This is a genomic window from Stutzerimonas stutzeri (assembly GCF_024448935.1).
Classification (GTDB): Bacteria; Pseudomonadota; Gammaproteobacteria; order Pseudomonadales; family Pseudomonadaceae; genus Stutzerimonas; species Stutzerimonas stutzeri_AO.
Genome location: NZ_JAMOIE010000050.1, coordinates 1 through 25,459, shown reverse-complemented (window position 1 = coordinate 25,459; position 25,459 = coordinate 1). Strand labels below are relative to the sequence as shown.

Annotated in this window: 26 protein-coding genes, 1 other RNA gene and 1 pseudogene; 7 read left to right on the top strand and 21 right to left on the bottom strand. The window is 60.7% G+C overall.

Translation table 11 applies throughout. From position 1 onward, the window contains the following. Window positions 1–2: 2 nt before the first annotated feature. The 9 genes and pseudogenes from mraY to rsmI all read right to left on the bottom strand — a co-directional run bounded on the left by mraY (window position 3) and on the right by rsmI (window position 8,948). Complete coding sequence (gene mraY / locus NA637_RS14875; protein WP_256073186.1) at window positions 3–1,085, bottom strand: phospho-N-acetylmuramoyl-pentapeptide-transferase; 1,083 nt, start codon at window positions 1,083–1,085, stop codon at window positions 3–5. Then, a complete protein-coding gene (locus tag NA637_RS14870; RefSeq protein WP_256073185.1) occupies window positions 1,085–2,461 on the bottom strand; it encodes a UDP-N-acetylmuramoyl-tripeptide--D-alanyl-D-alanine ligase in 1,377 nt (458 codons plus the stop codon). The genes mraY and NA637_RS14870 overlap by 1 nt, the downstream gene beginning before the upstream one ends. Then, window positions 2,454–3,917, bottom strand: coding sequence for a UDP-N-acetylmuramoyl-L-alanyl-D-glutamate--2,6-diaminopimelate ligase (locus NA637_RS14865; protein WP_256073184.1), 1,464 nt, complete (start codon window positions 3,915–3,917; stop codon window positions 2,454–2,456). The genes NA637_RS14870 and NA637_RS14865 overlap by 8 nt, the downstream gene beginning before the upstream one ends. Continuing rightward, window positions 3,917–5,647, bottom strand: a complete 1,731-nt coding sequence (locus NA637_RS14860) for a peptidoglycan D,D-transpeptidase FtsI family protein (RefSeq protein ID WP_256073183.1) — start codon at window positions 5,645–5,647, stop codon at window positions 3,917–3,919. The genes NA637_RS14865 and NA637_RS14860 overlap by 1 nt, the downstream gene beginning before the upstream one ends. After that, window positions 5,644–5,913: a cell division protein FtsL gene (gene ftsL, locus NA637_RS14855; RefSeq protein ID WP_272889118.1), complete on the bottom strand. Its 270-nt coding sequence runs from the start codon at window positions 5,911–5,913 to the stop codon at window positions 5,644–5,646. Before ftsL ends, NA637_RS14860 begins: the two co-directional genes overlap by 4 nt. A 17-nt stretch (window positions 5,914–5,930) precedes the next feature. Then, the gene (gene rsmH / locus NA637_RS14850) at window positions 5,931–6,878 is read right to left on the bottom strand and encodes a 16S rRNA (cytosine(1402)-N(4))-methyltransferase RsmH (RefSeq protein WP_256073181.1); all 948 of its coding nucleotides are present in this window, start codon (window positions 6,876–6,878) and stop codon (window positions 5,931–5,933) included. Further along, a complete protein-coding gene (mraZ, locus tag NA637_RS14845) occupies window positions 6,875–7,330 on the bottom strand; it encodes a division/cell wall cluster transcriptional repressor MraZ (RefSeq protein WP_045424822.1) in 456 nt (151 codons plus the stop codon). Before mraZ ends, rsmH begins: the two co-directional genes overlap by 4 nt. 292 nt (window positions 7,331–7,622) lie before the next feature. Beyond that, window positions 7,623–7,980, bottom strand: an RNA gene (rnpB, locus tag NA637_RS14840) — RNase P RNA component class A. Between the two features lie 93 nt (window positions 7,981–8,073). Continuing rightward, a pseudogene (gene rsmI / locus NA637_RS14835) lies at window positions 8,074–8,948 on the bottom strand (16S rRNA (cytidine(1402)-2'-O)-methyltransferase). A gap of 122 nt (window positions 8,949–9,070) precedes the next feature. Between rsmI and NA637_RS14830 the strand changes: the two are divergent. From NA637_RS14830 to NA637_RS14815, 4 genes are all read left to right on the top strand, one after another. Continuing rightward, window positions 9,071–10,846 (top strand): penicillin-binding protein activator, encoded by a 1,776-nt coding sequence (locus NA637_RS14830; RefSeq protein WP_256073180.1) that lies wholly within the window; start codon window positions 9,071–9,073, stop codon window positions 10,844–10,846. Beyond that, a complete protein-coding gene (locus tag NA637_RS14825) occupies window positions 10,792–11,211 on the top strand; it encodes a YraN family protein (RefSeq protein WP_423836736.1) in 420 nt (139 codons plus the stop codon). The genes NA637_RS14830 and NA637_RS14825 overlap by 55 nt, the downstream gene beginning before the upstream one ends. 109 nt (window positions 11,212–11,320) lie before the next feature. Next, window positions 11,321–11,914, top strand: a complete 594-nt coding sequence (locus tag NA637_RS14820) for a phosphoheptose isomerase (RefSeq protein ID WP_045424810.1) — start codon at window positions 11,321–11,323, stop codon at window positions 11,912–11,914. Then, entirely contained in the window at window positions 11,911–12,489 is a 579-nt protein-coding gene (locus tag NA637_RS14815; protein ID WP_256073178.1) for a BON domain-containing protein, read from the top strand. The genes NA637_RS14820 and NA637_RS14815 overlap by 4 nt, the downstream gene beginning before the upstream one ends. Before the next feature lie 139 nt (window positions 12,490–12,628). Here NA637_RS14815 and NA637_RS14810 read toward each other — a convergent pair whose 3' ends face one another. The 7 genes from NA637_RS14810 to rplM all read right to left on the bottom strand — a co-directional run bounded on the left by NA637_RS14810 (window position 12,629) and on the right by rplM (window position 17,457). Continuing rightward, on the bottom strand, window positions 12,629–13,039 hold the full coding sequence (locus NA637_RS14810) for a ClpXP protease specificity-enhancing factor (protein WP_256073177.1): 411 nt from the start codon (window positions 13,037–13,039) through the stop codon (window positions 12,629–12,631). A gap of 11 nt (window positions 13,040–13,050) precedes the next feature. Beyond that, window positions 13,051–13,668, bottom strand: coding sequence for a glutathione S-transferase N-terminal domain-containing protein (locus tag NA637_RS14805; RefSeq protein ID WP_256073176.1), 618 nt, complete (start codon window positions 13,666–13,668; stop codon window positions 13,051–13,053). 88 nt (window positions 13,669–13,756) lie between these two features. Beyond that, window positions 13,757–14,566, bottom strand: coding sequence for a cytochrome c1 (locus NA637_RS14800; RefSeq protein WP_256073175.1), 810 nt, complete (start codon window positions 14,564–14,566; stop codon window positions 13,757–13,759). Next, window positions 14,566–15,777 carry a cytochrome b gene (locus NA637_RS14795; RefSeq protein WP_256073174.1) on the bottom strand — a complete coding sequence of 404 codons (1,212 nt, stop codon included), beginning with the start codon at window positions 15,775–15,777 and terminating at the stop codon, window positions 14,566–14,568. Before NA637_RS14795 ends, NA637_RS14800 begins: the two co-directional genes overlap by 1 nt. Next, window positions 15,777–16,370, bottom strand: coding sequence for a ubiquinol-cytochrome c reductase iron-sulfur subunit (petA, locus tag NA637_RS14790; RefSeq protein ID WP_256073173.1), 594 nt, complete (start codon window positions 16,368–16,370; stop codon window positions 15,777–15,779). The genes NA637_RS14795 and petA overlap by 1 nt, the downstream gene beginning before the upstream one ends. Window positions 16,371–16,621: 251 nt before the next feature. Next, window positions 16,622–17,014: a 30S ribosomal protein S9 gene (gene rpsI / locus NA637_RS14785; RefSeq protein ID WP_021209313.1), complete on the bottom strand. Its 393-nt coding sequence runs from the start codon at window positions 17,012–17,014 to the stop codon at window positions 16,622–16,624. Window positions 17,015–17,028: 14 nt separating this feature from the next. After that, complete coding sequence (rplM, locus tag NA637_RS14780; protein ID WP_019342644.1) at window positions 17,029–17,457, bottom strand: 50S ribosomal protein L13; 429 nt, start codon at window positions 17,455–17,457, stop codon at window positions 17,029–17,031. A gap of 383 nt (window positions 17,458–17,840) precedes the next feature. On the opposite strand from rplM, the gene NA637_RS14775 reads away from it, so the two are divergent. Together NA637_RS14775 and NA637_RS14770 are read left to right on the top strand one after the other, a co-directional pair. After that, the gene (locus NA637_RS14775) at window positions 17,841–18,878 is read left to right on the top strand and encodes an NADP(H)-dependent aldo-keto reductase (RefSeq protein WP_256073172.1); all 1,038 of its coding nucleotides are present in this window, start codon (window positions 17,841–17,843) and stop codon (window positions 18,876–18,878) included. Between the two features lie 88 nt (window positions 18,879–18,966). Next, complete coding sequence (locus NA637_RS14770) at window positions 18,967–19,659, top strand: energy-coupling factor ABC transporter permease (RefSeq protein WP_256073171.1); 693 nt, start codon at window positions 18,967–18,969, stop codon at window positions 19,657–19,659. Between the two features lie 50 nt (window positions 19,660–19,709). Here NA637_RS14770 and yacG read toward each other — a convergent pair whose 3' ends face one another. From yacG to pilB, 5 genes are all read right to left on the bottom strand, one after another. Beyond that, window positions 19,710–19,907 carry a DNA gyrase inhibitor YacG gene (yacG, locus tag NA637_RS14765; RefSeq protein WP_256073170.1) on the bottom strand — a complete coding sequence of 66 codons (198 nt, stop codon included), beginning with the start codon at window positions 19,905–19,907 and terminating at the stop codon, window positions 19,710–19,712. Further along, entirely contained in the window at window positions 19,904–20,512 is a 609-nt protein-coding gene (gene coaE / locus NA637_RS14760; protein WP_256073169.1) for a dephospho-CoA kinase, read from the bottom strand. The genes yacG and coaE overlap by 4 nt, the downstream gene beginning before the upstream one ends. A 279-nt stretch (window positions 20,513–20,791) precedes the next feature. Beyond that, complete coding sequence (locus NA637_RS14755; RefSeq protein ID WP_256073168.1) at window positions 20,792–21,658, bottom strand: prepilin peptidase; 867 nt, start codon at window positions 21,656–21,658, stop codon at window positions 20,792–20,794. 3 nt (window positions 21,659–21,661) lie between these two features. Beyond that, window positions 21,662–22,879: a type II secretion system F family protein gene (locus NA637_RS14750; RefSeq protein WP_256073167.1), complete on the bottom strand. Its 1,218-nt coding sequence runs from the start codon at window positions 22,877–22,879 to the stop codon at window positions 21,662–21,664. A 1-nt stretch (window position 22,880) separates the two neighbouring features. Next, window positions 22,881–24,584 (bottom strand): type IV-A pilus assembly ATPase PilB, encoded by a 1,704-nt coding sequence (gene pilB / locus NA637_RS14745; RefSeq protein WP_256073166.1) that lies wholly within the window; start codon window positions 24,582–24,584, stop codon window positions 22,881–22,883. Between the two features lie 225 nt (window positions 24,585–24,809). Between pilB and NA637_RS14735 the strand changes: the two genes are divergently transcribed. Further along, window positions 24,810–25,340, top strand: coding sequence for a pilin (locus tag NA637_RS14735; protein WP_272889115.1), 531 nt, complete (start codon window positions 24,810–24,812; stop codon window positions 25,338–25,340). Window positions 25,341–25,459 lie beyond the last annotated feature (119 nt).

The following is a 25,459-nucleotide window of genomic DNA, read 5'->3' as shown; positions in this document are numbered from 1 at the left end:
TATTACCTCAATTTCAATGTAGCGAGACCGACCAGCACCAGGATCACCGTGATGATCCAGAAGCGCACGATGACCCGCGGTTCGGGCCAGCCCTTGAGTTCGAAGTGGTGATGGATCGGCGCCATGCGGAACACACGCTTGCCTGTGAGCTTGAACGAGGCGACCTGGATCATCACCGACAGGGTTTCCATCACGAAGACCCCGCCCATGATGAACAGCACCACCTCCTGCCGGACGATCACGGCAATGGTGCCCAGGGCCGCGCCAAGCGCGAGGGCGCCCACATCACCCATGAACACCTGCGCTGGATAGGTGTTGAACCACAGAAAGCCGAGCCCGGCGCCGATCAGCGCACCACAGAACACGATCAGTTCGCCGGCCCCCGGTACGTACGGAATCAGCAGGTAATCGGCGAAATTCACGTTGCCCGACAGGTAGCAGAAGATGCCCAGACCACCCCCAACCATCACGGTCGGCATGATCGCCAGGCCGTCCAGCCCATCGGTGAGGTTTACCGCATTGCTTGAGCCGACGATGACGAAATAGGTCAGCACGATGAAGCCGATCCCCAGCGGGATCTCGATGTTCTTCAGCAGCGGCAGTATCAAGGTGGTCTCGACCGGGGTCTGCGCGGTCATATAAAGGAAGATCGCCGCGCCGCCACCGAAGACCGACTGCCAGCAGTATTTCCAGCGACTCGGGAGGCCGCGAGAATTTTTCTCGATCACCTTGCGGTAGTCGTCGACCCAACCTATCGCACCGAACAGCAAGGTCACCGCCAGCACTACCCAAACATAACGATTAGACAGATCGGCCCAGAGCAATGTGCTCATGGCGATCGCGCTGAGGATCAGCGCCCCGCCCATGGTTGGCGTGCCGGATTTCGACAGGTGCGTTTGGGGCCCATCGGTGCGTACCGCCTGGCCGATTTGGCGCAGCTGAAGCGTACGGATCAGCCAGGGTCCCAACCACAGCGACAGGATCAGCGCGGTCAGTACGCCAAGAATTCCACGCAGTGACAGGTATTGAAAGACCGCGAAGCCCGTGTGGAACTGTTGCAGGTACTCGGCGAGCAGCAGCAGCATCAATGTTTCTCCATGCCGGACGCGGAAAGCGCTGCGACGACCTTGTCCATCGCAGCGCTCCGTGATCCCTTGATCAAAATGGTGGTCGCATTGCCTTGCTCCAGTCGCAAAGACTCGATCAGGCTCTGCTGATCGGCGAAATGGCGCGCGCCACGGCCAAAGGCATCGACGGCATGCTTCATCAGCGGTCCGACCGCAAACAAGGTGTCCACTTTGCCTGCGGCATAACTGCCGACCTCTCGGTGCCCCTGCTCGGCCCACGCGCCCAGCTCGCCCATGTCACCCAGCACCAGCACCGTGCGTCCGGCAAAGCCCGCCAGCACGTCAATGGCTGCGCAGACGGATGCCGGATTGGCGTTGTAGGTGTCGTCTATGAGGCGCACGCCGTTAGTCAGCATCTGCGCCACGCCTCGCCCCTTCACCGGCTGCAGGCTCTCGAGCCCGGCGACGATGTGCTGCCGCGAAACCCCCAACGCGCTGGCGGCCGCGGCGGCGGCCAGGGCATTGGCTACGCTGTGGCGTCCGAGCAAGTTCAGCTGGACGCGCACCGACCCGGTCGGCCCAGTCAGAACGAAATTGGGACAGCCGCGAAGGTCGTAGGCAATCGAAGCGGGGTGGATGTCGGCCAGCGGACTCGTTAACGCAAAGCTCACCACGCGCTTGCCCGCCACTCGACGCTGCCAAACCGGATAGGCGCGGTCGTCACGATTGAGCACGGCAACGCCCTTTGGGCCGAGGCCATCGAGAATCTCGCCCTTGGCCTCGACGATTTTCTCCGGACCACCAAATTCACCAACATGAGCCGTGCCCGCGTTGGTAATCAGGCTGACATCTGGCCGAGTCAGGCTGACGGTATAGGCAATTTCGCCGACATGTGAAGCGCCCAGCTCAATCACCGCAGCCTGGTGCTGCGCGCCCAACTCCAGCAGCGTGAGCGGTACGCCCAGATCGTTGTTCAGATTGCCGCGGGTGGCGAGAACCGCATCGCCGCCATAGACAGCGCGCAGGATGCTGGCAAGCAGTTCCTTGACGCTGGTCTTGCCACTGGAGCCGGTAATGGCCACGACCGGACCGTTGAACGCGTTGCGGTTCAATGCGCCCAGCTGGCCCAGAGCGATACGGCTATCGGCAACAACCAGCTGAGGCAACGAAACCTCTGGCACATGGCGCTCGACCAGCGCGGCGACGGCGCCCTTGGCGGCAACGTCCGCAAGGTAGGCATGGCCGTCGAAGCGAGGCCCGCTGAGCGCGATGAAAAGCTGCCCAGGCTCGATTGCGCGGCTGTCGGTGCTGACAGAGCTGAACGCGGCATCGGCACTGATCAACCTGGCTGACAACGGCTCGACCAGAGCACCAAGACGCTTGGCTTCAAGCATGGGAAACCCCCCAGACATCCAGGGCCGTCGAGGCCTGTTCGAGATCGGAGAATGGCAGGCGCTCGCCCTTTATTTCCTGGTAGTCCTCATGCCCCTTGCCGGCCAGCAACACCACGTCGTCAATGCCGCTGCTTGCAATACAGCGGGCAATGGCTGCGGCGCGTCCCGGCACAAACAATGCGTGTTCGGGTGCGCTGAAACCTGCACGAATCTCGTCGAGGATCTGGAGCGGATCTTCATTGCGCGGATTGTCATCAGTGACCGTGACCCGGTCTGCCAAACGCTCGGCAACCTGAGCCATCAGCGGGCGCTTGCCACGGTCGCGGTCGCCACCACAGCCGAACAGACACAACAACTTGCCGCGGGTATGCGGGCGTAGGGCGCCCAGCACCTTTTCCAGCGCATCGGGCGTATGGGCATAATCGACCACGACCAACGGCCGATCACCACCACCTAGCCGCTGCATGCGGCCGGCAGGGCCGTCTACTTCCCGCAGCGCCACGAGAATTTCGTCCAGCGGATAATTCATTCCCAGCAAAGCGCCTACCGCCGCGAGCGCATTGCTGACGTTAAACCGACCGAGCAGCGGGCTACGCAGCGAACGTTCACCCTGGGGCGTCACCAGGCGTGCATGGATTCCGCTATCGTCCAGCCGCGCTTCAGGGCAGTACAGATAAGCCGAGGCATCTTCAAGACTGTAGGTGATCAGTCGTGAATCAGCCTGCTGCGCCGCGAGCGAACGTCCCAGGGTGTCGTCCAGGTTAATCACCCGACAGCTGAGCCCTGGCATGGTGAACAACCGCGCCTTGACCGCACCGTAGGCTTCCATGGAGCCGTGATAATCCAGATGGTCTCGGGAAAGATTGGTAAACACCGCCACATCGAACGCCAGGGCGGCAACTCGTCCCTGCGCCAGGCCATGCGAGGACACCTCCATCGCCACGGCGCGCGCGCCCTGCTTGCGCAGGCTCGCCAGGTTGGCCTGTACGCCGATCGCATCCGGCGTGGTGTGCTGACCGAGGACCAACTCTCCATGAAAGCCGGTACCGAGGGTGCCAATGATCCCGCATCGCTCACCCAGACGATCCAGCGCCTGGGCAATCAGGTAGGTCACGCTGGTCTTGCCGTTGGTTCCGGTAACGCCGACCAGGTGCAGGCCGCGGCTTGGCTCGCCATAGAAGCGCCCGGCGATGGCCGAAAGTTGCCCTGCCAGGTTGCGAACCGGGACCAACTCGGCGCTTGTCGCAGTCATTTTCGCAGCGCCTTCAGCCTCATAGGCGATAGCCGCCGCACCGTGGGCAATCGCATCTGCAATGTGCCTGCGGCCGTCTTGCTGGTAACCGGGCACAGCCAGAAACAAATCGCCCGGACGGACCTTGCGGCTGTCCAGCGTCAGCTCTCGAATGAGGCTATCGCTGGCAGCTTGAGGCAGTAGCTGATTCAACGGCATCGGCATCAGATACGCCCTCCCTTGCGCTGGTCAGCGTCGGCGGTCTTGACGTCTTCGGGCGGTAAGTTGTCAGGCGCGACATTCATCAGGCGCAGCGCGCCTGACATCACGCGGCTGAACACCGGGGCCGAAACCAGTCCACCGTAATAGCCGCTCTTGCTGGGCTCATCGATGACCACGGCGATGGCAATGCGCGGATCACTCATGGGCCCGAAACCTGCAAACATCGAACGGTAGGCATTTTCCTGATAGCCCCGACTGTTGGTCGAGGCCTTGCGCGCGGTACCGCTCTTGCCCGCTACGTGATAACCCGGCACCTGGGCGCGGAACACCCCGCGCGGGGCCTCGATGACCTCCTGCAGCATGCCTTGGAGGGTGTTCGCCACCTCCGGTGACACCACTTCCACGCCTTCCGGCTTGCGCTCTACCCTGGTCAATGACATCGGCACCAAGCGGCCACCGTTGGCTAGCGCGCCATAGGCGTGAGCCAGTTGCACGGCGGTTACCGACAGGCCATAACCATACGAAAGCGTGGCAGTCTCGGCCTGGCGCCATTCACGATGTGTTGGCAGATTGCCGACTCGCTCGCCAGGGAAGCCCAACCCGGTGTCCTGCCCGAAACCGATCTTGCGCATGACCTCATGAATCGCCGCGCCGCCGATATCAAAAGCAACCTTGCTCATGCCGACGTTGGACGAATTGATGAGGATGCCCGTCAGGCTAAGCTCACGGCCTTCGGTTCTGGAGACGTCGCGGATCGTGTAGCGACCGATGCGCAGCGAACCAGGCCAAACCTCGACAAGATCGGTGGGCTTCCAGCGGCCCGTTTCGAGCGCCGCGCTCATGGAAAAAGGCTTCATCGTCGAGCCTGGCTCGAACAGGTCCGTCATTGCCCGGTTACGCATCGCCGCCGGCTGCAGATTCCGGCGATTGTTCGGGTTATAGGTCGGCTGATTGACCATGGCCAGCACTTCGCCCGTTTTCACGTCGAGCACGACCAAGCTGCCGGCCTTTGCGCCGAACTCCAGCAAAGCGTTACGCAGCTCGCGATGCGCCAGATACTGCAGGCGCAGGTCAAGGGACAGCGCAAGCGCCTTGCCGGCCTTGGCATTCTTGACGACCTGAACATCCTTGATCAGACGGCCTCGACGATCCTTGAGCACCTGTCGCTTGCCCGGAACACCGGCCAACCACTCGTTATAGGCCAGCTCCATGCCTTCGCGACCGTGGTCATCGATATCGGTAAACCCCACCACGTGCGCAGCCACTTCGCCTGCGGGATAGAAACGGCGGAACTCTTCCTGCGCATAAACGCCCGGTATCTCCAGCTCCAGAACTCGCTGCCCCTGCTCAGGCGTCAGGCCGCGCACCAGGTACATGAACTCTCGCTCGGCCTGATCCTTGAGGCGCTGATGCAGCCCAGCCGGGTCCTGCCCCAGCGCTTCAGCCAGTTCGGGCCAGCGGGCCTGTGCGCTTTGCATTTCGCGCGGGTTCGCCCAAAGCGTGGTGACCGGGGTACTCACCGCCAGCGGCTCGCCATGGCGATCGGTCATGAGGCCACGGTGTGCGGGGATCGGAATATGCCGCACGCTGCGCGCATCGCCCTGCCCTTTCAGAAACCCCTGATCCAGCACCTGCAAGTCGACGATTCGCCAAGCAATGGCCCCTACCATCAATGCCAGCAGAGCGAGCACGATGCGAAAACGCCATGGATAGAGCGCGCCCTGGAGCTTCATGGCGCCACCAGCCTGACAGCGCCCGCTTCAGGGATGTGCATCTTCAACTGCTCGGAAGCCAAGGTCTCGATGCGGCTGTGAGCAGTCCAGGTGCTCTGCTCAAGTATCAGGCGGCCCCACTCAGCCTGCGCCTTGTCACGCACACTGAGTTCGCCGTACAGCTCATTGAGCAACTGGCGGTTCCAGTGCGCGCTGTAGGCGACAGCAATCGCCGAGATCAGCACGGCAATAAACAACAGCAGCATCAGCAGGCTGCCGTTGGGCATGGCGCGGCGCAGCTGATTCACCGCAGCTTCTCCGCCACACGCATCACTGCGCTGCGCGAACGGGGGTTCGCCTTGACCTCTTCGGCCGACGCATATTGCGGTTTGCCCAGCAGCTTCAGGCGCGGCACGAATTTCTCCGGGATGATCGGGAGGTCGCGTGGCAAGGTATCGGCCTCGCCTTTCGCATGCCGGCGCATGAACTGTTTGACGATGCGGTCTTCCAGTGAGTGAAAGCTGATGACCACCAGCCGGCCGCCGACGTCCAGCGCTTCAAGGGCGGCTGCAAGCCCTGCTTCCAGGTCGCCAAGCTCGTTATTGATGAAAATGCGCAGCCCCTGGAAGGCACGTGTCGCCGGGTTCTTGCCTTTCTCCCAAGCGGGATTGGCCACTGTCAGCACCTGGGCGAGATCCGCCGTACGCTCGAAAGGCTGCACAGCCCGACGCTGTACCACGGCGCGGGCCATGCGCTTGGCAAAGCGCTCCTCACCGTACTCCCTGAGCACCCGGGCGATATCGTCTTCGCTGGCCGTTGCGATCCACTGGGCGGCGCTGACCCCTCGACTCGGGTCCATGCGCATGTCCAATGGGCCATCGTTGAGAAAGCTGAAACCACGCTCGGGGTCGTCCAGCTGCGGCGAAGACACGCCAAGATCAAGCAGCACACCGCTCAATGTGCCAGTCCAGCCGCGCTGCGCGAGCTCTGCGCCCAGCTCGGCGAAACTTCTCTGCACAACGACAAAGCGGCCATCCTCGGCCGCCAGTGCTTGCCCCGTAGCGATTGCCAGCGGGTCTTTATCGAATCCCAGCAGGCAGCCTTCAGGCCCAAGCTGCCGCAACAGCAGACGGCTATGCCCGCCGCGCCCAAAGGTCCCGTCCAGATAGCGGCCATCCGGGCGCACGGCGAGTGCCGCGACGGCCTCGTCGAGCAAAACGGTCACATGGTTATAGCTGCTGGTCTGGCTCACAGGATTAGATCACGCAATTCTTCCGGCAAAGCACCGGGTTGTTTGATGGCCGCCAGGTCCGCATCTGCTTGCGCGTTCCAGTCGTCCTCGTTCCACAGGCTGAACTTGTTCAGTTGACCGACCAGCATGGCCCGCTTGTCCAGACCGGCGTATTCGCGCAAACGCGGTGGCACCAGTACGCGACCATTACCATCCATTTCCAGATCGACCGCATTGCCAATCAGCAAGCGCTGCAGCCGACGGCTTTCTTCTCTCAGGGAGGGCAGCTCGCGCAGCTTGGCTTCGATCTGCTCCCATTCCGGCAACGGGTAAATTCCGAGGCAACGATCGACGGCGTCAATGGTGATGATCAGCTGCCCCTCACAGCGCGAAACGAGCTCGTCACGATACCGGCTGGGCATGGCTAGCCGGCCTTTGGTATCGAGACTGATGGCGTTTGCTCCGCGAAACACGGTTGCGCTTCCCCTGATTTAGCTTTCCATGCCCATAAATACCCACTTCGTTCCACTTTCTACCACTTGTGCGCACTATAGAAATGCAGCAGCCCCACCGTCAAGGTACGCCTGACGGGAAAAACCCTTGTGCGACGGGAATTTAGCAACCGAAACGGAGATAAACGCTAAACCGGAAGGGATAACTGACAGAGATATTCAGCAAACGCAGAAGCCTGCACTTCGAAGTTAAAGTGCTTTGTGAAGAGCAGGAATGTTTTGGACTAAGACAGGCGGGATATTTCAAGAAAAGTCGGAGAGTCGATCTGTAAGCCGGGTTCTGTCGAGGACAGTCATTCCTCTACGACAGCCATCGCTGACTGCCTCTAGCGACCTACCCGGATCCAGCGCGGGCCACGCCAATGGATCCCTATTTGGTCTTGCTCCAAGTGGGGTTTACCTAGCCACGGACTGTTGCCAGCCGCGCGGTGCGCTCTTACCGCACCTTTTCACCCTTACCGGCGCCGAAACGCTTAGGCGGTTATTTTCTGTGGCACTTTCCGTAGGCTCACGCCTCCCAGGCGTTACCTGGCACTTCGCCCTGTGGAGCCCGGACTTTCCTCCCTCCCTTCTTGAGAACAAAAAGAGACAGCGACTGTCCGATCGACTCTCCGGTGGTCAGGGTACTTGTCTACGTCGACGCCCGCAAGCTGATAGTCGGCAGCCTTGGCACCGGCAGCGCTAGAACAGGCCACCCGGCGCGCTTACTGATCTGCACCCTTTTCTTGCAAGGCCAGCTGATAAAGCAGGTTCTTCCTGACTCCGGTAATCTCCGAAGCCAGCGCCGCGGCTCGCTTGACCGGCAGCTCAGCCAGCAGCAGAGCCAGAATCCGGCGCGCATCCGCATCGACCGCCTCGTCTTCATTCGGTGCTTGCCAGCCCCCCACAACAATTACGCACTCGCCGCGCTGCTGATTGGCATCGGACTCGACCCAGGCGCGCAATGCCCCCAATGGAAGGCCTTTCAGCGTCTCGAACGCCTTGGTCAACTCCCGCCCCAACACCGCAGGCCGATCGAGACCGAACACAGATTCGAGGTCAGCAAGCGCAGCACGAATACGATGCGGCGCCTCGTAGAAGATCAAGGTACGCGGCTCGGCCCGAAGATGCTCCAGGCGAGCAAGGCGTGCAGCCTGCCTAGCAGGCAGAAACCCCTCAAAGATGAAACGATCGCACGGCAGCCCGGCGGCGCAGAGCGCGGCAATGAGCGCACACGCGCCGGGCAGCGGAACGACCCGAATACCCGCGGCGCGAGACAGCCTGACGAGATGGTAGCCCGGGTCGGATATCAAGGGTGTGCCGGCATCGGAGATCAAGGCCACGTCATCGCCAGCCAACAGCCGCCGAATGAAACGCCCCCCTCGTCTCGCTCGTTATGCTCATGACAGGCGGCCAAGGGTGTAGCGATGCCAAAGTGCTGCAGCAGGCGAGATGAATGGCGGGTATCTTCCGCTGCAATCAGCGCGACCTCGGATAACACGCGCAATGCCCGCGCGCTGATATCTTCGAGATTGCCGATAGGTGTAGCGACGACATAGAGCGTTCCCGCCGCGGAATTCACATCACCTGGTGCAGTCACAAGGCGTACCTCAGTCGCTAAAACGCGCATTGTAGCCCGTTTACGGGCCGCAACATCGCGACCCCGCCAACGCTTGGGTACAATCCATCGACACCCGCCAGCGCCTTTTCAGGAATGAACCCATGACGGCCCGCTTTCGCCCGCTAATCTTCTTATGCATTTTATGCATTGCCGCCTTGCTGTCAGCCTGCGCCAGCTCGCCATCCTCCACCCTCGGCGAACTGCCTCGCACCCCACAGGCATCGACGCAGCAACTGCTGAAAGATGCCGATGCCAGCAGCCCGGACAAGGCTGCGTTGCTGCGGCTGTCAGCAGCCGACCAGAGCATTCGGCAAGACAACCTGCCCCAGGCGCGACAGATACTGGAACAAGTCGCCATTGATCAGTTGATGCCAGCCCAGCAGATGTTCGCCAAAACGCTGGAAGCGGAGCTGGCCCTGGCCGCAGGAAAGCCCCAAAGCGCGCTCCAGGCCTTACGGCATCCAGCCTTCGAACGTCTCGCAGAACTCCCTGTCGAGCAGCAACTTCGCACCCAACTGGCTCGCGCCAAGGCCTTCGAAGCAAACAATCAGCCGTTTGACGCAGCGCGCGAGCGCACCTTCATCGCGCCCCTGCTCAGCGGTGAAGCGGCTGAGCAAAATCACCAGACGATCTGGTCGCTGGTCTCGAATCTCGCCCCGGAGCAACTGTACCAAACCGCCGACACCGACCTCGCAGGCTGGATATCGCTGGCCATCGCGGTCAAACAGGCTGGCACACTCGACCAGCAAAAACGCGCCATCGAGGCCTGGCAGCAGCAAAACCCCAATCACCCAGCCGCACGGCGCCTGCCCGATCCGTTACTGAAGCTCAGCCAGTTGGCAGACAAACCCTTGTCGCACGTCGCGCTGCTGCTGCCGATGGAGGGGCCGTTGGCCAGCGTTGCACGCGCCTTGCGCGACGGATTTCTGGCAGCCCATCTGGCAGGGCCCCAGGACCTGAAAATCGAACTGTTCGACAGCACCCGCCTGTCCTCTCTCGACGATTTTTACCGGCAAGCGTCTGCCTCGGGTGTTGAGTTGGTGATCGGCCCACTGGAAAAGGATATGGTCCGCCAACTGGCCAACCGCGAACAACTGCCCATTATGACCCTCGCCCTGAACTACAGCGATGCGAACCAACAGGTACCGCCGCAACTGTTCCAGTTCGGGCTGGCGGCAGAAGACGAAGCGCGCGAAGTCGCGCGCCGCGCCTGGGCCGATGGGCACCGCCGCGCAGTGGCTCTGACGCCTCGCGGCGATTGGGGCAACCGGGTATTTGAAGCCTTCCGCCAGGAATGGCAAATGCTGGGCGGCACAGTGGTTGCCGCGGAACCCCTGGCCGAACCCATCGAACTGGCAAACCAGATAGCGGACATGCTGCAGATACGCAGCAACGGAGGCAGTGATGAGTCGCCGCCCACGCGTCGCCAGGATATTGATTTCCTTTTTCTTGCCGCCACGCCGCAACAGGCGCAACAAGTCAAACCCACCCTGATTTTCCAGTACGCCGGTGACCTCCCCGTCTATGCGACTTCGCACCTTCATGCCGCCACGGATAACCGCACGCAATACCTGGATCTCGAAGGCATTCGCTTTACCGAAACCCCCTGGCTGCTTGACCCGCAATTGCCCCTGCGCCAGGAGATCGAGCGCAAGTGGCCGCAAGCCCGGGGCAGCCTCGGCCGGCTCTATGCCATGGGCGCCGATGCCTACCAGCTGGCGCCGCGCCTGAATCAGCTTGTTGCGCTACCTGACACACGGATTGATGGCTTTTCGGGAACGCTCAGCCTGACGCCGCAGCAGCGGATCGAACGGCGCTTGCCATGGGCCGAATTCCGCGACGGGGAAGTCCAACCACTCCCGGACATTCCAGATTGATAGCGACCAGCAAACAGCTCAGCGGCAAGCGCGCCGAAGATTTTTCACTGCAGCACCTCCAGGCGCACGGGCTGCGCCTGCTCTGCCGCAACTGGAGCTGCCGGAGTGGCGAGCTTGATCTGGTCATGCTCGATGGCGATACAGTAGTATTCGTCGAGGTTCGGTACAGGCGTCATGCCGCATGGGGCGGCGCACTCGAGAGCGTGGACCTGCGCAAACAGCAGAAGCTGACCAAGGCGGCCCAGCTGTTCCTCCTCAAAGAGAGTCGCTGGGCAAAGCATCCCTGTCGCTTCGATGTCGTTGCCATAGACTCGACCGAGCGCGGAGCGAAGCCCAGCTGGATTCGAAATGCCTTCGATAGCTAAAAACGCGCCATGCGGGTTTCGCAGCAGCTCGTGAACATCACATCTGCACCGAAGATTCCTTGCGGCACGGCTAAAGCAGCCCGGCCCGTCACCTGAAGGTTTATTTCCGATGGACATGCAATCCCGTATACGTCAGCTCTTCCTCGCCAGCATCGAAACCAAACAAAGCGCGATGGAAGTGCTCGCACCCAGCATCGAGCAGGCCGGGCAAGTGATGGTCAATACCCTCCTCAGTGAGGGCAAAATCCTGACCTGCGGAAACGGTGGCTCCGCCGGCGACGCTCAGCATTTTTCCTCAGAACTGCTCAACCGATTCGAGCGGGAGCGCCCTAGCCTGCCGGCAATCGCCCTGACCACCGACAGCTCGACACTGACATCCATCGCCAATGACTACAGCTACAACGAGGTGTTTTCCAAGCAGATCCGCGCACTGGGTCAGCCGGGCGACGTGCTGCTGGCAATTTCGACCAGCGGCAATTCCGCCAATGTCATCCAGGCCATACAGGCCGCGCACGACCGGGAAATGGTGGTGGTCGCCCTCACCGGTCGCGACGGCGGCGGAATGGCTTCGCTACTGCTACCGGAAGACGTTGAAATCAGAGTGCCGGCCAAGGTGACCGCACGCATCCAAGAGGTCCATCTGCTGACCATCCATTGTCTATGCGACCTGATCGACAACCAACTCTTCGGGAGCGAAGAATGACTTCAGTTCACCTGCGTGCGCTTACCCTCGCGCTGTGCCTCGCCGTCACTGGCTGCAGCTCGGTGCTTAGCGCCACACGCAACGACCCGATTGACGATAACCGGGGAACCCGCACGATCGGCAGCACCATTGACGACTCGCTGATCGAAACCAAAGCAGCCGTGAACATTGCCAAGGCCCATCCGGACCTCGACCAGGCCTCCCATATCATCGTTGCCAGCTACAACGGCGTGGTTCTGCTGGCAGGCCAGACACCACGCGCAGAATTGAAGCAGCTAGCCGAACAGGCCGCCAGCTCAGTTCAGCGCGTCAAACGTGTACACAACGAAATTCAGGTTCTGAAACCTTCGTCCGCCCTGGCTCGCAGCAACGATGCCTGGCTGACCACCAAGATCAAGGCACAGATGCTGGCAGACGCCAGCGTTCCGGGCTCCCGCATAAAAGTCATTACCGAGAACGGCATCGTTTACCTGCTTGGCCTGGTCACCCGGCAGGAAGGCAATCGTGCAACCGGCGTGGTGCAAGGCGTTTCCGGCGTACAGCGCATCGTCAAGCTGTTCGAATACATCGATTAAAAAGGGCTGGAGGCTGGAGGCTGGAGGCTGGAGGCTGGAGGCCAAGCGTAGGGGATGTCGCTTTATTATCCACCGACTGATTCAGGTCTGCTTTTCGTCCAGCCTTCCAGCCTCAAGCGCTTTTTTCCGGCTTTCTCTGCTATTTAACGACTTTCAGACTGGGACGCCCTGCGGAAGCCGGGCGCGGTGACGCGCCTGAATCTGGCGAATCGCCAGCAGGCGTAGTGTCGTCAGGTGGGGTGGGTTCGGTCTCGAAGACCATTCCCTGCCCATTTTCCCGCGCGTATATCGCCATGATCGCCGGAGACGGGACGTGCAGGCTATGCGGCACGCCACCGAAGCGCCCTTCGAAGCTGATCGCCTGGTTATCCATCTTCAATTGACGTACCGCACTCGGCGCCACGTTCAAGACGATCTGGCCATCACTGGCAAAGCCGTCAGGCACCTGAACCCCCGGGTGATCGGCGTTGACCAGCAGATGCGGCGTGCAGTCGTTATCGACGATCCACTCGTACAACGCCCGTACCAGATAAGGTCGACTCGATGTCATATACAGCCCTCTTAACGCATGCCACGCTCAACGGCGGATAGACTGACCTGGAAGGCCTCCCGAGCAAAGTTGATCTCCATGTAGTCGAGCAGCGGTTTCGCCGCTCGCGGCAAGTCGATTCCAAGTTTGGGTAAACGCCACAGGATAGGCAACAGGCAGCAGTCAACCAGGCTGATCTCATCACTCATGAAGAAAGGTTTTTCGGCAAATACGGGCGACACGCCCGTTAGGCTTTCGCGCAGCTCTTTGCGCGCCTGGACCCGCGCCGCATCAGCTGTGCGACGATCGCCAATCCGATCCACCAGCGCGCACCAGTCGCGCTGCACCCGATGTACCAGCAGGCGGGTATTGGCCCTGGCCACGGGGTAGACCGGGAGCAGCGGCGGGTGCGGATAGCGCTCTTCGAGATACTCGGTGATCACACTCGGCTCATATAGCGCTAAATCACGATCCACTAGCGTCGGTACGCTGGCGTACGGATTCAGTTCGGTCAGCCTGACCGGACAGTGCGCCGAATCAACGTCGATTATTTCGACACTGACGCCCTTTTCAGCAAGCACATAACGCACTCGATGCGAATAATGATCGGCGGGATCGGAATAGCAGGCCAACCGATTGGTAGTGGCCATAGGGTCCCTCCTCATTGAAATTATGGAACGGCAGAAAAAGGCGCGCGCCCATGAGGGCGCGCGCAGGGTACTGCAAACCAGCGAAAGATCAGTGGACGTCTTTCCAGTATTCGCGCTTGAGCAGATAGGCGAATACGAAGAAGAACGCCAGGAACAACAGCACATAGGTACCGATGCGCTGGCTCTCCAGCTTGACCGGATTCGCCGAGTACGCGAGGAAGGTCACCAGGTTCTTGATCTTCTCATCATACTCCGCCTCGGTCAGCTCGCCGGTGCCAGCCACAACTGTCATGGCATGGCAGTCTTCGCGGGTGATCGGGGTACCGGTCAGGGGATCGAACTGCTTGCGACCGTCTTCGACCACCTGAACCTGCTTGCAGGCTACCGACTCGCCTTCAGGCAGTTTGCTTGGCAACACCTGACGCCCCTGCAATGGCGCCAGTACATGCGGCATGCCCACATTGGGGAATATCGCATTGTTGACCCCATACGGACGCGTAGGGTCTTCATAGAAACTGCGCAGGTAGGTGTACAGCCAGTCGTTGCCACGCACTCGAGCCACCAAAGTCAAATCCGGCGGGGCCGCCCCAAACCAGGTCTTTGCATCGTCAGGCGTCATGCCGATCTTCATGTGGTCACCGATCTTGGCGTCAGTGAACACGATGTTGTCGAGCATGACTTCCTCCGGGATACCCAGATCTGTCGCAACACGCTCGTAGCGCTGGTACTGCGCGCTGTGGCAGCCCATGCAGTAGTTGGTAAAGGTCTGTAGACCACTCTGCAACGCCACCTTATCGGTCAGGTCAATATCGACCTCATCCAGGTGAACGTCGCCGCCAGCGGCGAAACCGAAGGCTGGCACCAGTGCAAGAATCAATGCAGCAAATTGCTTTTTCATCAGCCAGCCACCCTTTGCGGAACTACTTTGGTCTTCTCGAGCTTGGTGTAGAACGGCATCAGGATGAAGTAGCCGAAGTAGACGGCCGTGCAGATCCGTGCGAGCAGTGTGCGCTCAGGCGTCGGAGCCAGCACGCCAAGCACGCCGAGAATGATGAAGGAGATGCAGAACGCCAGTAGCGTGATCTTGCTCATCCAGCCTTTGTACTTCATGGACTTGACCGGGCTGCGGTCCAGCCACGGCAGCACGAACAGCACAGCAATGGCAGCGCCCATGGCGATTACGCCGAGCAGCTTGTCCGGGACCGCTCGCAGAATCGCGTAGAACGGCGTGAAGTACCAGACCGGTGCAATGTGCGCAGGCGTCTTGAAGGCATTCGCCACTTCAAAGTTCGGCTTCTCGAGGAAATAACCGCCCATCTCCGGGAAGAAGAACACGATGGCGCAGAACACGAACAGGAACACCACCACACCGACGATATCCTTCACCGTGTAGTACGGATGAAACGGAATACCATCGAGCGGCACGCCCGCCTCGTCCTTGCTCTTCTTGATATCCACACCCATCGGGTTGTTCGACCCCACTTCGTGCAACGCCAGGATGTGCAGCACGACCAGCCCGAGGATCACGATCGGCAAGGCGATGACATGCAACGCGAAGAAGCGGTTCAGGGTGATGCCGGAGATCAGGTAGTCACCGCGGATCCACTGGGTCAGATCGCCGCCGATGACCGGGATGGCCCCGAACAGCGAGATGATCACCTGGGCGCCCCAGTAGGACATCTGCCCCCACGGCAGCAGGTAGCCCATGAAGGCCTCGGCCATCAACGCCAGGTAGATCATCATGCCGAAGATCCACACCAGCTCACGCGGCTTCTGGTAGGAGCCGTAGAGGATGCCGCGGAACATGTGCAGATAGACCACGACGAAGAATGCCGACGCGCCCGTCGAGTGCAGGTAGCGCAGAATCCAGCCGTATTCGACGTCGCGCATGATGTATTCGACGGAAGCGAACGCACCTTCTGCAGACGGCTCGAAGCTCATCGTCAGCCAGATTCCGGTGAGAATCTGATTGACCAGAACCAGCAAGGCGAGAGACCCAAAGAAATACAGGACGTTGAAGTTCTTCGGCGCGTAGTACTTGCTCAGATGGTCTTCCCACATCTTGGTCGCGGGGAAGCGCGCATCGACCCATTCCATGAACTTGCTCATCATGCGCTCTCCTGATCCACGCCGATGACGACGATGGCGTCCGTCTCGTAGGTGTGCGGGGGAACCGGCAGGTTCAAGGGCGCAGGCTGGCCCTTGTAGACGCGGCCAGCCAAATCATACTTCGATCCGTGGCACGGACAGAAATAGCCGCCGAGCCAATCGGCACCCAGATCAGGCGCAGCCACTTCCGGACGGAAGGATGGGGAACAACCAAGATGTGTGCACAGTCCGACCACAATGAGCACTTGCGGCTTGATCGAGCGAACCGTCGGGTCGACATAGGCAGGCTGCTCGGACGCCTCGGACTTCGGGTCGGCAACCGTATCGGTGAGCTTGTCCAGATTGGCCAGCGCCTCCTCGGTACGACGCACGATGAACACCGGCTGACCGCGCCATTCGGCGACCATCTGCTGGCCTGGCTCGATCTTGCTGATATTTACCTTAACCGGTGCACCGGCTGCCTTGGCCTTGGCACTCGGGAACCACGATCCCACGAACGGGACCGCGGCACCCACCGCTCCTGCCGCACCCACTACCGAAGTAGCGGCTACGAGGAAGCGACGCCGGCCAGCATTCACGCCGTCATTGCTCATTCAGTCGTCTCCCATCAGTTTTCTTATGGCCCACCGAAAGCAGGCGTCTACTAGGTAAAAACAGCCGCGAAAAAATTCGCCAAATGGTAAAGAAAAGGCCCTCGCATGACAAGGTAATAACCGGATACAACCTGGCTCGAAGCCGCGAAAACCGGGAGTTCCACACCGCGGCATGCTGTCGCATGGAGAAAAACCGCCCATAAAAAAACGCCCAGCTTCGAATAAAGCTGGGCGTTCTTCGTGAAGCGGGATTAGCGCTTCGAGTACTGCGGACGCTTGCGCGCCTTGCGCAGACCGACCTTCTTGCGTTCGACTTCGCGCGCATCACGCGTGACGAAGCCAGCCTTGCGCAGAGCAGGACGCAGGGTCTCGTCGTATTCCATCAAGGCACGGGTGATACCGTGACGGATCGCACCGGCCTGACCACTCACACCACCGCCGAGAACAGTCACGTAGATGTCGAACTTTTCGACGGTCTCGGTCAGTTCCAAAGGCTGACGAACCACCATGCGAGCGGTTTCACGCCCGAAGAAGTTGTCCAGCTCGCGATTGTTGATGGAGATCTTGCCAGTACCCGGACGCAGGAACACGCGTGCGGTTGCAGTCTTGCGACGGCCAGTGCCGTAGTTTTGAGTCGCCGACATAATGAACTATTCCGTTAAATCTTCAGTTCTTGGGGCTGCTGAGCGGTATGCGGATGATTGGCACCCTTGTACACCTTCAGCTTACGGTACATGTCGCGACCCAGCGGGTTCTTGGGCAGCATGCCCTTGACCGCGGTCTCGATCACACGCTCTGGCGCCTTGGCGATCAGCTTCTCGAAGTTGATCGACTTGATGCCACCCGGGAAACCGGAGTGAGAGTAGTACATCTTGTCGGTGGTTTTCGCACCGGTCACACGCACTTGCTCGGCATTGATAACGACGATGTAATCACCGGTATCGACGTGAGGGGTATATTCCGCCTTGTGCTTGCCACGCAGGCGGCTAGCGATTTCGGTTGCCAGACGACCCAGGGTCTGGCCGGCAGCGTCGACGACGAACCAGTCGCGCTTGACGGTTTCCGGTTTAGCAGTAAAAGTCTTCATTCGTTATAGCCTCAGGGGCCGCCCTGAAAATAAGACGGCGAATCTTACTGAATGGTGCTCGCCCTGGCAAGACCAGGACAGCCGGAAACAGACGCTATCGGGGGCTCGGGTCAGCGCGTCCGCTACGGCAGTGTTCGGCAGGCTAGGCATCCCCTGCCTTGTTTTGCGTCAACGGGCTAGGCATCCCCGGCGACAGGCTGCGGAATTATCCGGATTACCAGACAAATAGCAAGCAGCTTCTCGCTTTACGCCACGGCGCGCAATCCGACCGACGCCGCCAACGGCCAACGGCCGCGATGGAGGCACCGGCTCACAGGCGAAGGCAGGAAACGTATCGCCTGCGCTACCATCCCAATCCCAGACTTCTGAAGCAAGGACACCGAATGGAAAAGCGCCAATTAGGCCGTACCGAACTAGACGTCACGGCGCTCTGCCTGGGCACTATGACATGGGGCGAGCAGAATGATGAAAGGGAAGCGTTCGCCCAAATGGATCGCGCGAAAGCGGCGGGCATCAATTTCATCGACACCGCCGAAATGTACCCGGTACCGCCGAAGCCGGACACCTATGCCAGCACCGAGCGCTACATCGGCAACTACTTCAAGGCCCGCGGGAAGCGGGCCGACTGGATTCTCGCGAGCAAGATCGCCGGCCCCGGCAACGGCATCAGCCACATCCGTGACGGTCAGCTGAAGATGAACCGTCAGCACCTCGTCGCCGCGCTGGACGCCAGCCTGCAGCGGTTGCAGACGGACTGGATCGATCTGTACCAACTGCACTGGCCGGAACGCAGCACCAACTTCTTCGGCCAGCTTGGCTATCGCCACCAGGATCAGGATTTCACGCCGATCGAGGAAACCCTCGAGGTGCTCGACGAGCAGGTGAAGGCCGGCAAGATCCGCCATATCGGGCTTTCGAACGAGACGCCCTGGGGCACCATGAAGTTTCTCCAGCTGGCCGAATCCAGAGGCTGGCCACGCGCTGTCTCGATCCAGAACCCTTATAACCTGCTCAATCGCTCGTTCGAGGTCGGCCTGGCCGAGATCGCAATCCGCGAGCAGTGCGGCCTGCTGGCCTACTCACCGCTGGCTTTCGGCATGCTCAGCGGCAAATACGAGCAAGGCGCACGCCCGGCCGGAGCCCGGATCACGCTGTTCAGCCGCTTTGCCCGCTATACCAACCCCCAGTCGCAAGCGGCCTGCTCCCGCTATGTGACGCTCGCCAGGGAGCATGGCCTGGACCCCGCACAAATGGCGCTGGCTTATGTAACCCGGCAACCCTTCGTCACCAGCACCATCATCGGAGCCACGTCACTCGAACAACTGGACAGCAACCTTGCCAGTACCGAGCTGCAGCTATCGGCCGAGGTGCTCGAAGCCATAGAGGCGATTCACACCCGGCAGCCCAACCCCGCCCCTTGAGGAAATCGAAGCCCGGCCAGGTGATCCGGCGTGGCACGGCCATGCCGTCACCGAGCCATACCCGCCTGCGGCGCGAGGAGCCCCCAAGATGATTGCCGCCGAACTGCTCGCTCCTTCCAGTCTTGTCCTGGGCTGGCTGCTTTACGCTGCGGGGTTGGCCTGGGCCTGCATCCGCACACCCTGGGTCGAGCTGTTCAGCGACAGCCGGCGCCAGCACCTGCTGTTTGGCGCCGTGCTGGCGATCTTTTTGTTATGGCTGGTTCGCCGAGACTTCGACTCCGGCCTGTCTTTCCACTTCATCGGCCTGACGGCTGTAACGCTGCTGCTGGACTGGCCGTTGGCGATTCTGGCCGCCTTTGTCGCCCAGCTCGGCCTGACCATCACCGGTCACCAACAGCTCGTCGCCCTCGGCCTGAACGGCGTACTGCTGGTGCTGATACCGGTTACGGTGACCGAGCTCTGCGCGATAGCGGTCGAGCGCACCCAACCACGCAATCTCTTCGTCTACATATTCTTTTCCGGTTTCTTCGCCGCGGGCCTCGCGGCGCTCCTCTGCATCCTGGCCGGACTCGGCGTGTTACTGGTTGATGGACGCTACCCGATGCCACCCTGGCTGGAAGACTTTGCCGGCTATATCTGGCTGGTGATGTTTCCCGAGGCGTTCATCAACGGAACCGTCGTAAGCGCCCTGGTCGTGTTCTATCCGGACTGGATGGAAACCTTCAACCGCAGCCGCTATCTGCAAGCGCCCTGGAAGGACGAGGGTGACAAACCAGGCTGAACCGGCCCCGCGAGGGCCACCCCGCCGGAACGACAGCTCCGCCAGCCGACTCAATGCTGGCGCGGTGGCACGTCCTCCGAGAACAGGTCATCTTCGAGTTCGTTGCCTGGAATCGCATGCTCCTCGGCGGCCCAGGCGCCAAGGTCGATCAGTTTGCAGCGCTCGGAGCAGAACGGACGATTCGGGCTCTTCACGCTCCACTCGACCGGCGCGCCACAGCTTGGGCATTCAACCACCGTAGTACTCATTCCCGACCTCCTCGTAGCGTCAGATAGAAATTATGCAAACGCTTCACCTCAGCGCTCAACCATGCCAGATCGCGATCATTGACCAGCACATCGTCAGCGTGACGCAAACGCTCCTCGCGGCTGGCTTGAGCCTTGACGATGGCGCGGATCTGCGCCTCGCTGGATTGATCACGGCGGGCGGCACGCTGCAGTTGCAACGCCTCGGGCACATCGACCACCAGCACGCGGTCAACCTGCCGATACTGGCCGGACTCCACCAGCAGCGGAGACACCATGATGGCGTAGGGAGAGCTGGCTCGCGCGAGATGCTCGGCAACCTCCTGGCGGATCAGCGGGTGCAGCAGGCCTTCGAGCCACTGGCGCTGAGCCGGCTCGCGGAAAACCAACTCACGCAGCGCCGCACGATCCAGACTGCCATCTGGCGTGAGAATGCAATCGCCGAATCGTTCCGCGATCGCCCTTAGTGCAGGTCTGCCCGGCTCGACGACCCAGCGCGCAGCTTGATCGGCGTCCACCCAATGCACCCCGAGCCGGCCGAACTCCTCGACCACAGCGCTCTTGCCGCTGCCGATGCCTCCCGTCAAACCCAGCACCCAAGGCTTCATCACGTATCGCCCAAACCCGGAAAACGACGCGCAGTAGTAACGCCTGAAAAGCGAGGATGCAAGAGGGGGAAAGAAAGCCGGAAGCCGAAAGCCGGCAGCGACGCAGAGTGGATTGCGCGTGTTTCACCCGCCATCAACCGCGGCGCTGGCAACGAAACCGCCTGGTGGATCGGTGAGGCGTGACCCGTCCGTTCTGGATGCTCGCGCAGCCCCGAGGGCAACTTGAAGCTGTTTCCGATGCCTTTCTCGTGCAGCTTCCAGCGCTTTTATCGGCTTCAGTTAGAAACCGGCGAACTGCAGATAACCCGAGGTGAGCGGGTCACCCCAGAGCAGCGCGACCCAGCCGGCAATCGCCAGGTAGGGCCCAAAGGGAATCGCCGTGCCGCTGTCCGCCTTCTTCATGCGCAGCATGATAGTGCCCAGCACCGCACCCACCACCGAAGACAACAGAATGGTCAGCGGCAAAACCTGCCATCCCCCCCAGGCCCCCAGCATCGCCAGCAGCTTGAAATCGCCATAGCCCATGCCTTCCTTGCCGGTCACCAGCTTGAACAGCCAGTACACCGACCACAGGCTGAGATAACCGGCAATCGCGCCCCATACCGCATCAGGCAGCGGCGCGAACAGCCCGAAGTCATTGACGATCAACCCCAGCCAAAGCAACGGCAACACGATGGAGTCGGGTAACAGCTGATGATCGACGTCGATCATGCTCATCGCCAGCAATCCCCAGGTCAGCAGCAGCATCGCGCCGGCCTGCCAGGAAAAACCGAAGTGAAAGGCCACATAGCCGGACAAAAGACCGCAGAGCAACTCGACCAACGGGTATCTGCAGCTGATCGACGCGCGGCACGATGCGCATCTGCCCCGCAGCGCCAACCAACTGACCAAGGGAATGTTTTCTCGTGCGCGTATTTCGTGACTGCACTGCGGACAGTGGGAGCTGGGCAGAATCAAGTTGAAGGTCGCAGTCGGTTCGGCCGGCAATTCCAGATATTCACGCGCCTGCGCACGCCAGTCGCGCTGCATCATGATCGGCAGGCGATGGATCACCACGTTGAGAAAACTGCCCACCAGCAGGCCCAGCACCAGTGCGCATAAAACAAAGGCCAGCGTGTTGCCGGCCAGAAACGTCACCACATCCATTTTTTAGACCACAGCCCCCAGCTGGAAGATCGGCAGGTACATGGCAATGATCAAACCCCCCACCAGCACCCCCAGGACCGCCATGATCATCGGCTCCATCAGCGCGGTGAGCCCGTCCACCATGTTGTCCACTTCGTCCTCGTAGAAGGTCGCCACCTTCGCCAACATTTCATCCAAAGAGCCGGACTCTTCGCCGATGGCGGTCATCTGAATCGCCATGCTCGGAAAGGTCCCGGTGGTGCGCATGGAGAAATTCAGCTGCATACCGCTGGACACGTCGCTCTTGACCTTCATCGTCGCGTTGCGAAACACCACGTTGCCGGTGGCGCCGGCCACCGAGTCCAGCGCATCCACCAGCGGCACACCGGCCGCGAAGGTGGTTGCCAAGGTCCGCGCGAAGCGGGCCACTGCAGACTTGTAGAGGATGGCACCCACAACCGGAACCTTGAGCAGGAACCGGTCAAACCAGTCACGAAAACCCTCGGACTTGCCGTGGGCCGTCTTGAAGGCATAGGCAGCGCCGAACAGACCGAGCAATACCAGATGCCACCAGGCTTGCAACGCCTCTGACAGACCGATGACCATCAGGGTAAACGTCGGCAGCTCGGCGCCAAAGTTGGCGAACACGTCCTGGAACTGCGGCACCACCTTGATCAACAGGATGGCCGACACGATGATTGCCACCAGAACCACCGCGATGGGGTAGTTCATCGCCTTCTTGATCTTCGCTTTCAACGCCTCGGTCTTTTCCTTGTAGGTCGCGACGCGGTCCAGCAGCGTTTCCAGCGAGCCGGACTGCTCGCCTGAATCGACCAGATTGCAGTACAGGTCGTCGAAATACTGCGGTTTCTTGCGCAGCGCGGTGGCGAAGCTGTTGCCCGCCGCCACCTCCTGCTTGAGATCATCCACCAGCTTGCGCATGTTCGGGTTATCGAACCCCTCGCCGATGATGTCGAAGGACTGCAACAGCGGCACGCCGGCTTTCATCATGGTTGCCATCTGCCGGGTGAACAGGGCGATGTCCATCGGCTTGATTTTCTTGCCGGCGCTGAACAGCGATACCGATTTCTTGCGCACCTTCTGCGGAGTGACGCCCTGCTTGCGCAGCTGCGCCTTGACCAGCGCCGGGCTGACACCGCTCAGCTCGCCCTTGACCCTGGCGCCCTGCCGATTGGTCCCTTCCCAGCTGAAGACCCTGGTTTTGATCGCTTTCTGCGCCATGTTAATCCTTGGTCACCCGGTTGACTTCTTCCAGGCTGGTCACGCCCTGCATCGCCTTGACCAAGGCCGAGGTACGCAGGTCGTTGAAGCCGTCTTTGCGCATCTGGGTGGAAATATCGATGGAGTTGCCGTCCTCCATGATAATCCTGGCCAGGGCCGGCGTGTTTTTAACCACTTCATAAATACCGACACGGCCTTTGTAACCGCCCTTGCAATTATCACAGCCCACCGGCCCGTAGATTTTGAAGGTGCCGATCTTGTCGGCAGGGAAGCCCTCTTCCAACAGGGCCTCACGCGGCAGCTCCACTTCTTTCTTGCAGCTGCCACAGAGTTTACGCGCCAGCCGCTGGGCGATGATCAGGTTGACCGAGGTGGCGATATTGAAGGCCGCCACGCCCATGTTGCGCAGACGGGTCAGGGTTTCCGCCGCGCTGTTGGTGTGCAGGGTGGACATCACCATATGCCCGGTCTGGGCCGCCTTGATCGCGATCTCGGCGGTTTCCAGGTCGCGGATCTCGCCGACCATGATGATGTCCGGGTCCTGACGCAGAAACGCCCGCAACGCCTGGGCGAAGTCCATGCCCTGCCGAGGATTGACGTTGACCTGATTGATCCCTTCCAGGTTGATTTCCACCGGGTCTTCGGCGGTGGAGATGTTCACGTCCACCGTGTTGAGGATATTCAGGCCGGTATAAAGCGAAACGGTCTTGCCCGAGCCGGTCGGCCCGGTGACCAGGATCATGCCCTGCGGCTGCCTGAGCGCATTCATGTACAGCTCTTTCTGGTTCTCTTCATAGCCCAGCGCATCGATGCCCATCTGCGCGCTTGAAGGGTCGAGAATTCGCATCACGATCTTCTCGCCCCACAGGGTCGGCAGGGTATTGACGCGAAAGTCGATGGCCTTGGTCTTGGACAGCTTCATCTTGATCCGGCCATCCTGCGGCTTGCGCCGCTCGGAGATGTCCAGCCCGGCCATCACCTTCAGGCGCGCGGAGATACGCGGCGCCAGCTGGATCGGCGGGCGCGCCACCTCGTGCAGGATGCCATCGGTGCGCAGGCGCACGCGAAATACTTTTTCGTAAGGCTCGAAGTGCAGATCGGACGAGCCGCCGCGAATGGCGTCGAGCAACATCTTGTTGACGAAGCGGACCACCGGGGCGTCATCGGCGGCCTCCGCGGCTTCATCCTTGGGTGAGTCATCCGTCGCGGCCTGGGCGCCCGCGCCATCCAGATCCACGTCCCCCAGCTCCTCCAGGCCGGACGTCGCATTCTCGAAGAACGTGTCGATCGCCCGCCCGAGCTTGTCGTCCTCGACGAGAATCCCTTCGGTGGTCAGCCCGGTGCTGAACTGGATATCCGTCACGGCCTGCTGGTTGGTCGGGTCCGATACCGCCACGAACAGCTTGTTGCCGCGCTTGATCAGCGGCAAAGCTCGGTGCTGGCGCGCCAGCTTTTCGGAGACGATGCCCTTTAACTGGCTTTCCTTGTCCAGCGCGTTGAGGTCCATATACGCCACGCCAAACTGCTCGGCTGCCAGTTCCGCCACCGCCCGGCCACTGGCGAGCTTGTTCTGCACCACATAGGTCACCAGCGACAGCTTGCTACGCGCCGCCTGCTGTTGCGCTTGCTGCGCCGTCTTGTCGTCGAGCAGGCCGGTCAGCACCATCTGCTTGGCCAGGCCGGAAAGGGCGATGTTCTCGGTCATGGGCGCGCTTCTCCCCTATTAATGCCACGCCTTATAGCGCAGATAACCAAGGGTGCCAAACGGCGTCGAGCAAGGTGACGAAAATTGTCAGAAGGGCGCGGAACGAGGCAGGGTGCAGGGTCACATAATTGTGGATAGTCGCGGAGTCAATGGCGTTGCAGAGTTGGCATGCGGACTGCAGTAGGGCTTGCAGGCTCAACGCCTGAACATTTCAAGGAGATACGCATGAAAGCGCAGATGCAGAAGGGTTTTACCCTGATTGAATTGATGATCGTAGTGGCGATTATTGGGATTTTGGCGGCGGTGGCGTTGCCAGCTTATCAGGATTATACCGTACGTTCGAAGGTTGCCGAGCTGATGATTGCAGCTTCTTCGCCCAAGAGCCTGATCAGCGAAGCTTTTCAGAGCGACGGCCTGAACGGCGTGAAAGCTGCCGCCGCCGAATACAACGATCGTAATAACGATGAAAAGACCAGCAAATATGTTTCAGCAATTACAATTAACGAAACTACTGGTGACATTCTCGTAACTACTGGCACTGCAGCTGTTTCCGGTCTGCCTACCGATGCAGCCGAGAAGAACCTTGCGTTTCGGCCGAACGTAAATGGTGTCGCACTTGTGGCCGGAGCAACTGGTGCCGTTGATTGGGCTTGCGTTTCCTCTACCAATACCACTTCTACGGCTCGCGGCTTGGTTGGTAACGCTGTACCTGCTACCCCCCTGCCAGCCAAATACGCTCCGTCCGAGTGCCGCTAATTCGAAAAGCCCTGTAGGGCGGGTGAAACCCGCGCGGTTACGCACCGCCTGACCGGAACCCAAAACCCTGCCCTTACCGGCGGGGTTTTGTTTTTCCTGGGCATCGACGGAACATGGCT

What these genes read in the sequence shown, in the direction of transcription:
- mraY (WP_256073186.1), bottom strand. Translation starts at nt 1,085, where the DNA reads ATGCTGCTGCTGCTCGCCGAGTACCTGCAACAGTTCCACACGGGCTTC.
- NA637_RS14870 (WP_256073185.1), bottom strand. Translation starts at nt 2,461, where the DNA reads ATGCTTGAAGCCAAGCGTCTTGGTGCTCTGGTCGAGCCGTTGTCAGCC.
- NA637_RS14865 (WP_256073184.1), bottom strand. Translation starts at nt 3,917, where the DNA reads ATGCCGATGCCGTTGAATCAGCTACTGCCTCAAGCTGCCAGCGATAGC.
- NA637_RS14860 (WP_256073183.1), bottom strand. Translation starts at nt 5,647, where the DNA reads ATGAAGCTCCAGGGCGCGCTCTATCCATGGCGTTTTCGCATCGTGCTC.
- ftsL (WP_272889118.1), bottom strand. Translation starts at nt 5,913, where the DNA reads ATGCCCAACGGCAGCCTGCTGATGCTGCTGTTGTTTATTGCCGTGCTG.
- NA637_RS14830 (WP_256073180.1), top strand. Translation starts at nt 9,071, where the DNA reads ATGACGGCCCGCTTTCGCCCGCTAATCTTCTTATGCATTTTATGCATT.
- NA637_RS14825 (WP_423836736.1), top strand. Translation starts at nt 10,792, where the DNA reads ATGGGCCGAATTCCGCGACGGGGAAGTCCAACCACTCCCGGACATTCC.
- NA637_RS14820 (WP_045424810.1), top strand. Translation starts at nt 11,321, where the DNA reads ATGGACATGCAATCCCGTATACGTCAGCTCTTCCTCGCCAGCATCGAA.
- NA637_RS14815 (WP_256073178.1), top strand. Translation starts at nt 11,911, where the DNA reads ATGACTTCAGTTCACCTGCGTGCGCTTACCCTCGCGCTGTGCCTCGCC.
- NA637_RS14810 (WP_256073177.1), bottom strand. Translation starts at nt 13,039, where the DNA reads ATGACATCGAGTCGACCTTATCTGGTACGGGCGTTGTACGAGTGGATC.
- NA637_RS14805 (WP_256073176.1), bottom strand. Translation starts at nt 13,668, where the DNA reads ATGGCCACTACCAATCGGTTGGCCTGCTATTCCGATCCCGCCGATCAT.
- NA637_RS14800 (WP_256073175.1), bottom strand. Translation starts at nt 14,566, where the DNA reads ATGAAAAAGCAATTTGCTGCATTGATTCTTGCACTGGTGCCAGCCTTC.
- NA637_RS14795 (WP_256073174.1), bottom strand. Translation starts at nt 15,777, where the DNA reads ATGAGCAAGTTCATGGAATGGGTCGATGCGCGCTTCCCCGCGACCAAG.
- petA (WP_256073173.1), bottom strand. Translation starts at nt 16,370, where the DNA reads ATGAGCAATGACGGCGTGAATGCTGGCCGGCGTCGCTTCCTCGTAGCC.
- rpsI (WP_021209313.1), bottom strand. Translation starts at nt 17,014, where the DNA reads ATGTCGGCGACTCAAAACTACGGCACTGGCCGTCGCAAGACTGCAACC.
- rplM (WP_019342644.1), bottom strand. Translation starts at nt 17,457, where the DNA reads ATGAAGACTTTTACTGCTAAACCGGAAACCGTCAAGCGCGACTGGTTC.
- NA637_RS14775 (WP_256073172.1), top strand. Translation starts at nt 17,841, where the DNA reads ATGGAAAAGCGCCAATTAGGCCGTACCGAACTAGACGTCACGGCGCTC.
- NA637_RS14770 (WP_256073171.1), top strand. Translation starts at nt 18,967, where the DNA reads ATGATTGCCGCCGAACTGCTCGCTCCTTCCAGTCTTGTCCTGGGCTGG.
- yacG (WP_256073170.1), bottom strand. Translation starts at nt 19,907, where the DNA reads ATGAGTACTACGGTGGTTGAATGCCCAAGCTGTGGCGCGCCGGTCGAG.
- coaE (WP_256073169.1), bottom strand. Translation starts at nt 20,512, where the DNA reads ATGAAGCCTTGGGTGCTGGGTTTGACGGGAGGCATCGGCAGCGGCAAG.
- NA637_RS14755 (WP_256073168.1), bottom strand. Translation starts at nt 21,658, where the DNA reads ATGGATGTGGTGACGTTTCTGGCCGGCAACACGCTGGCCTTTGTTTTA.
- NA637_RS14750 (WP_256073167.1), bottom strand. Translation starts at nt 22,879, where the DNA reads ATGGCGCAGAAAGCGATCAAAACCAGGGTCTTCAGCTGGGAAGGGACC.
- pilB (WP_256073166.1), bottom strand. Translation starts at nt 24,584, where the DNA reads ATGACCGAGAACATCGCCCTTTCCGGCCTGGCCAAGCAGATGGTGCTG.
- NA637_RS14735 (WP_272889115.1), top strand. Translation starts at nt 24,810, where the DNA reads ATGAAAGCGCAGATGCAGAAGGGTTTTACCCTGATTGAATTGATGATC.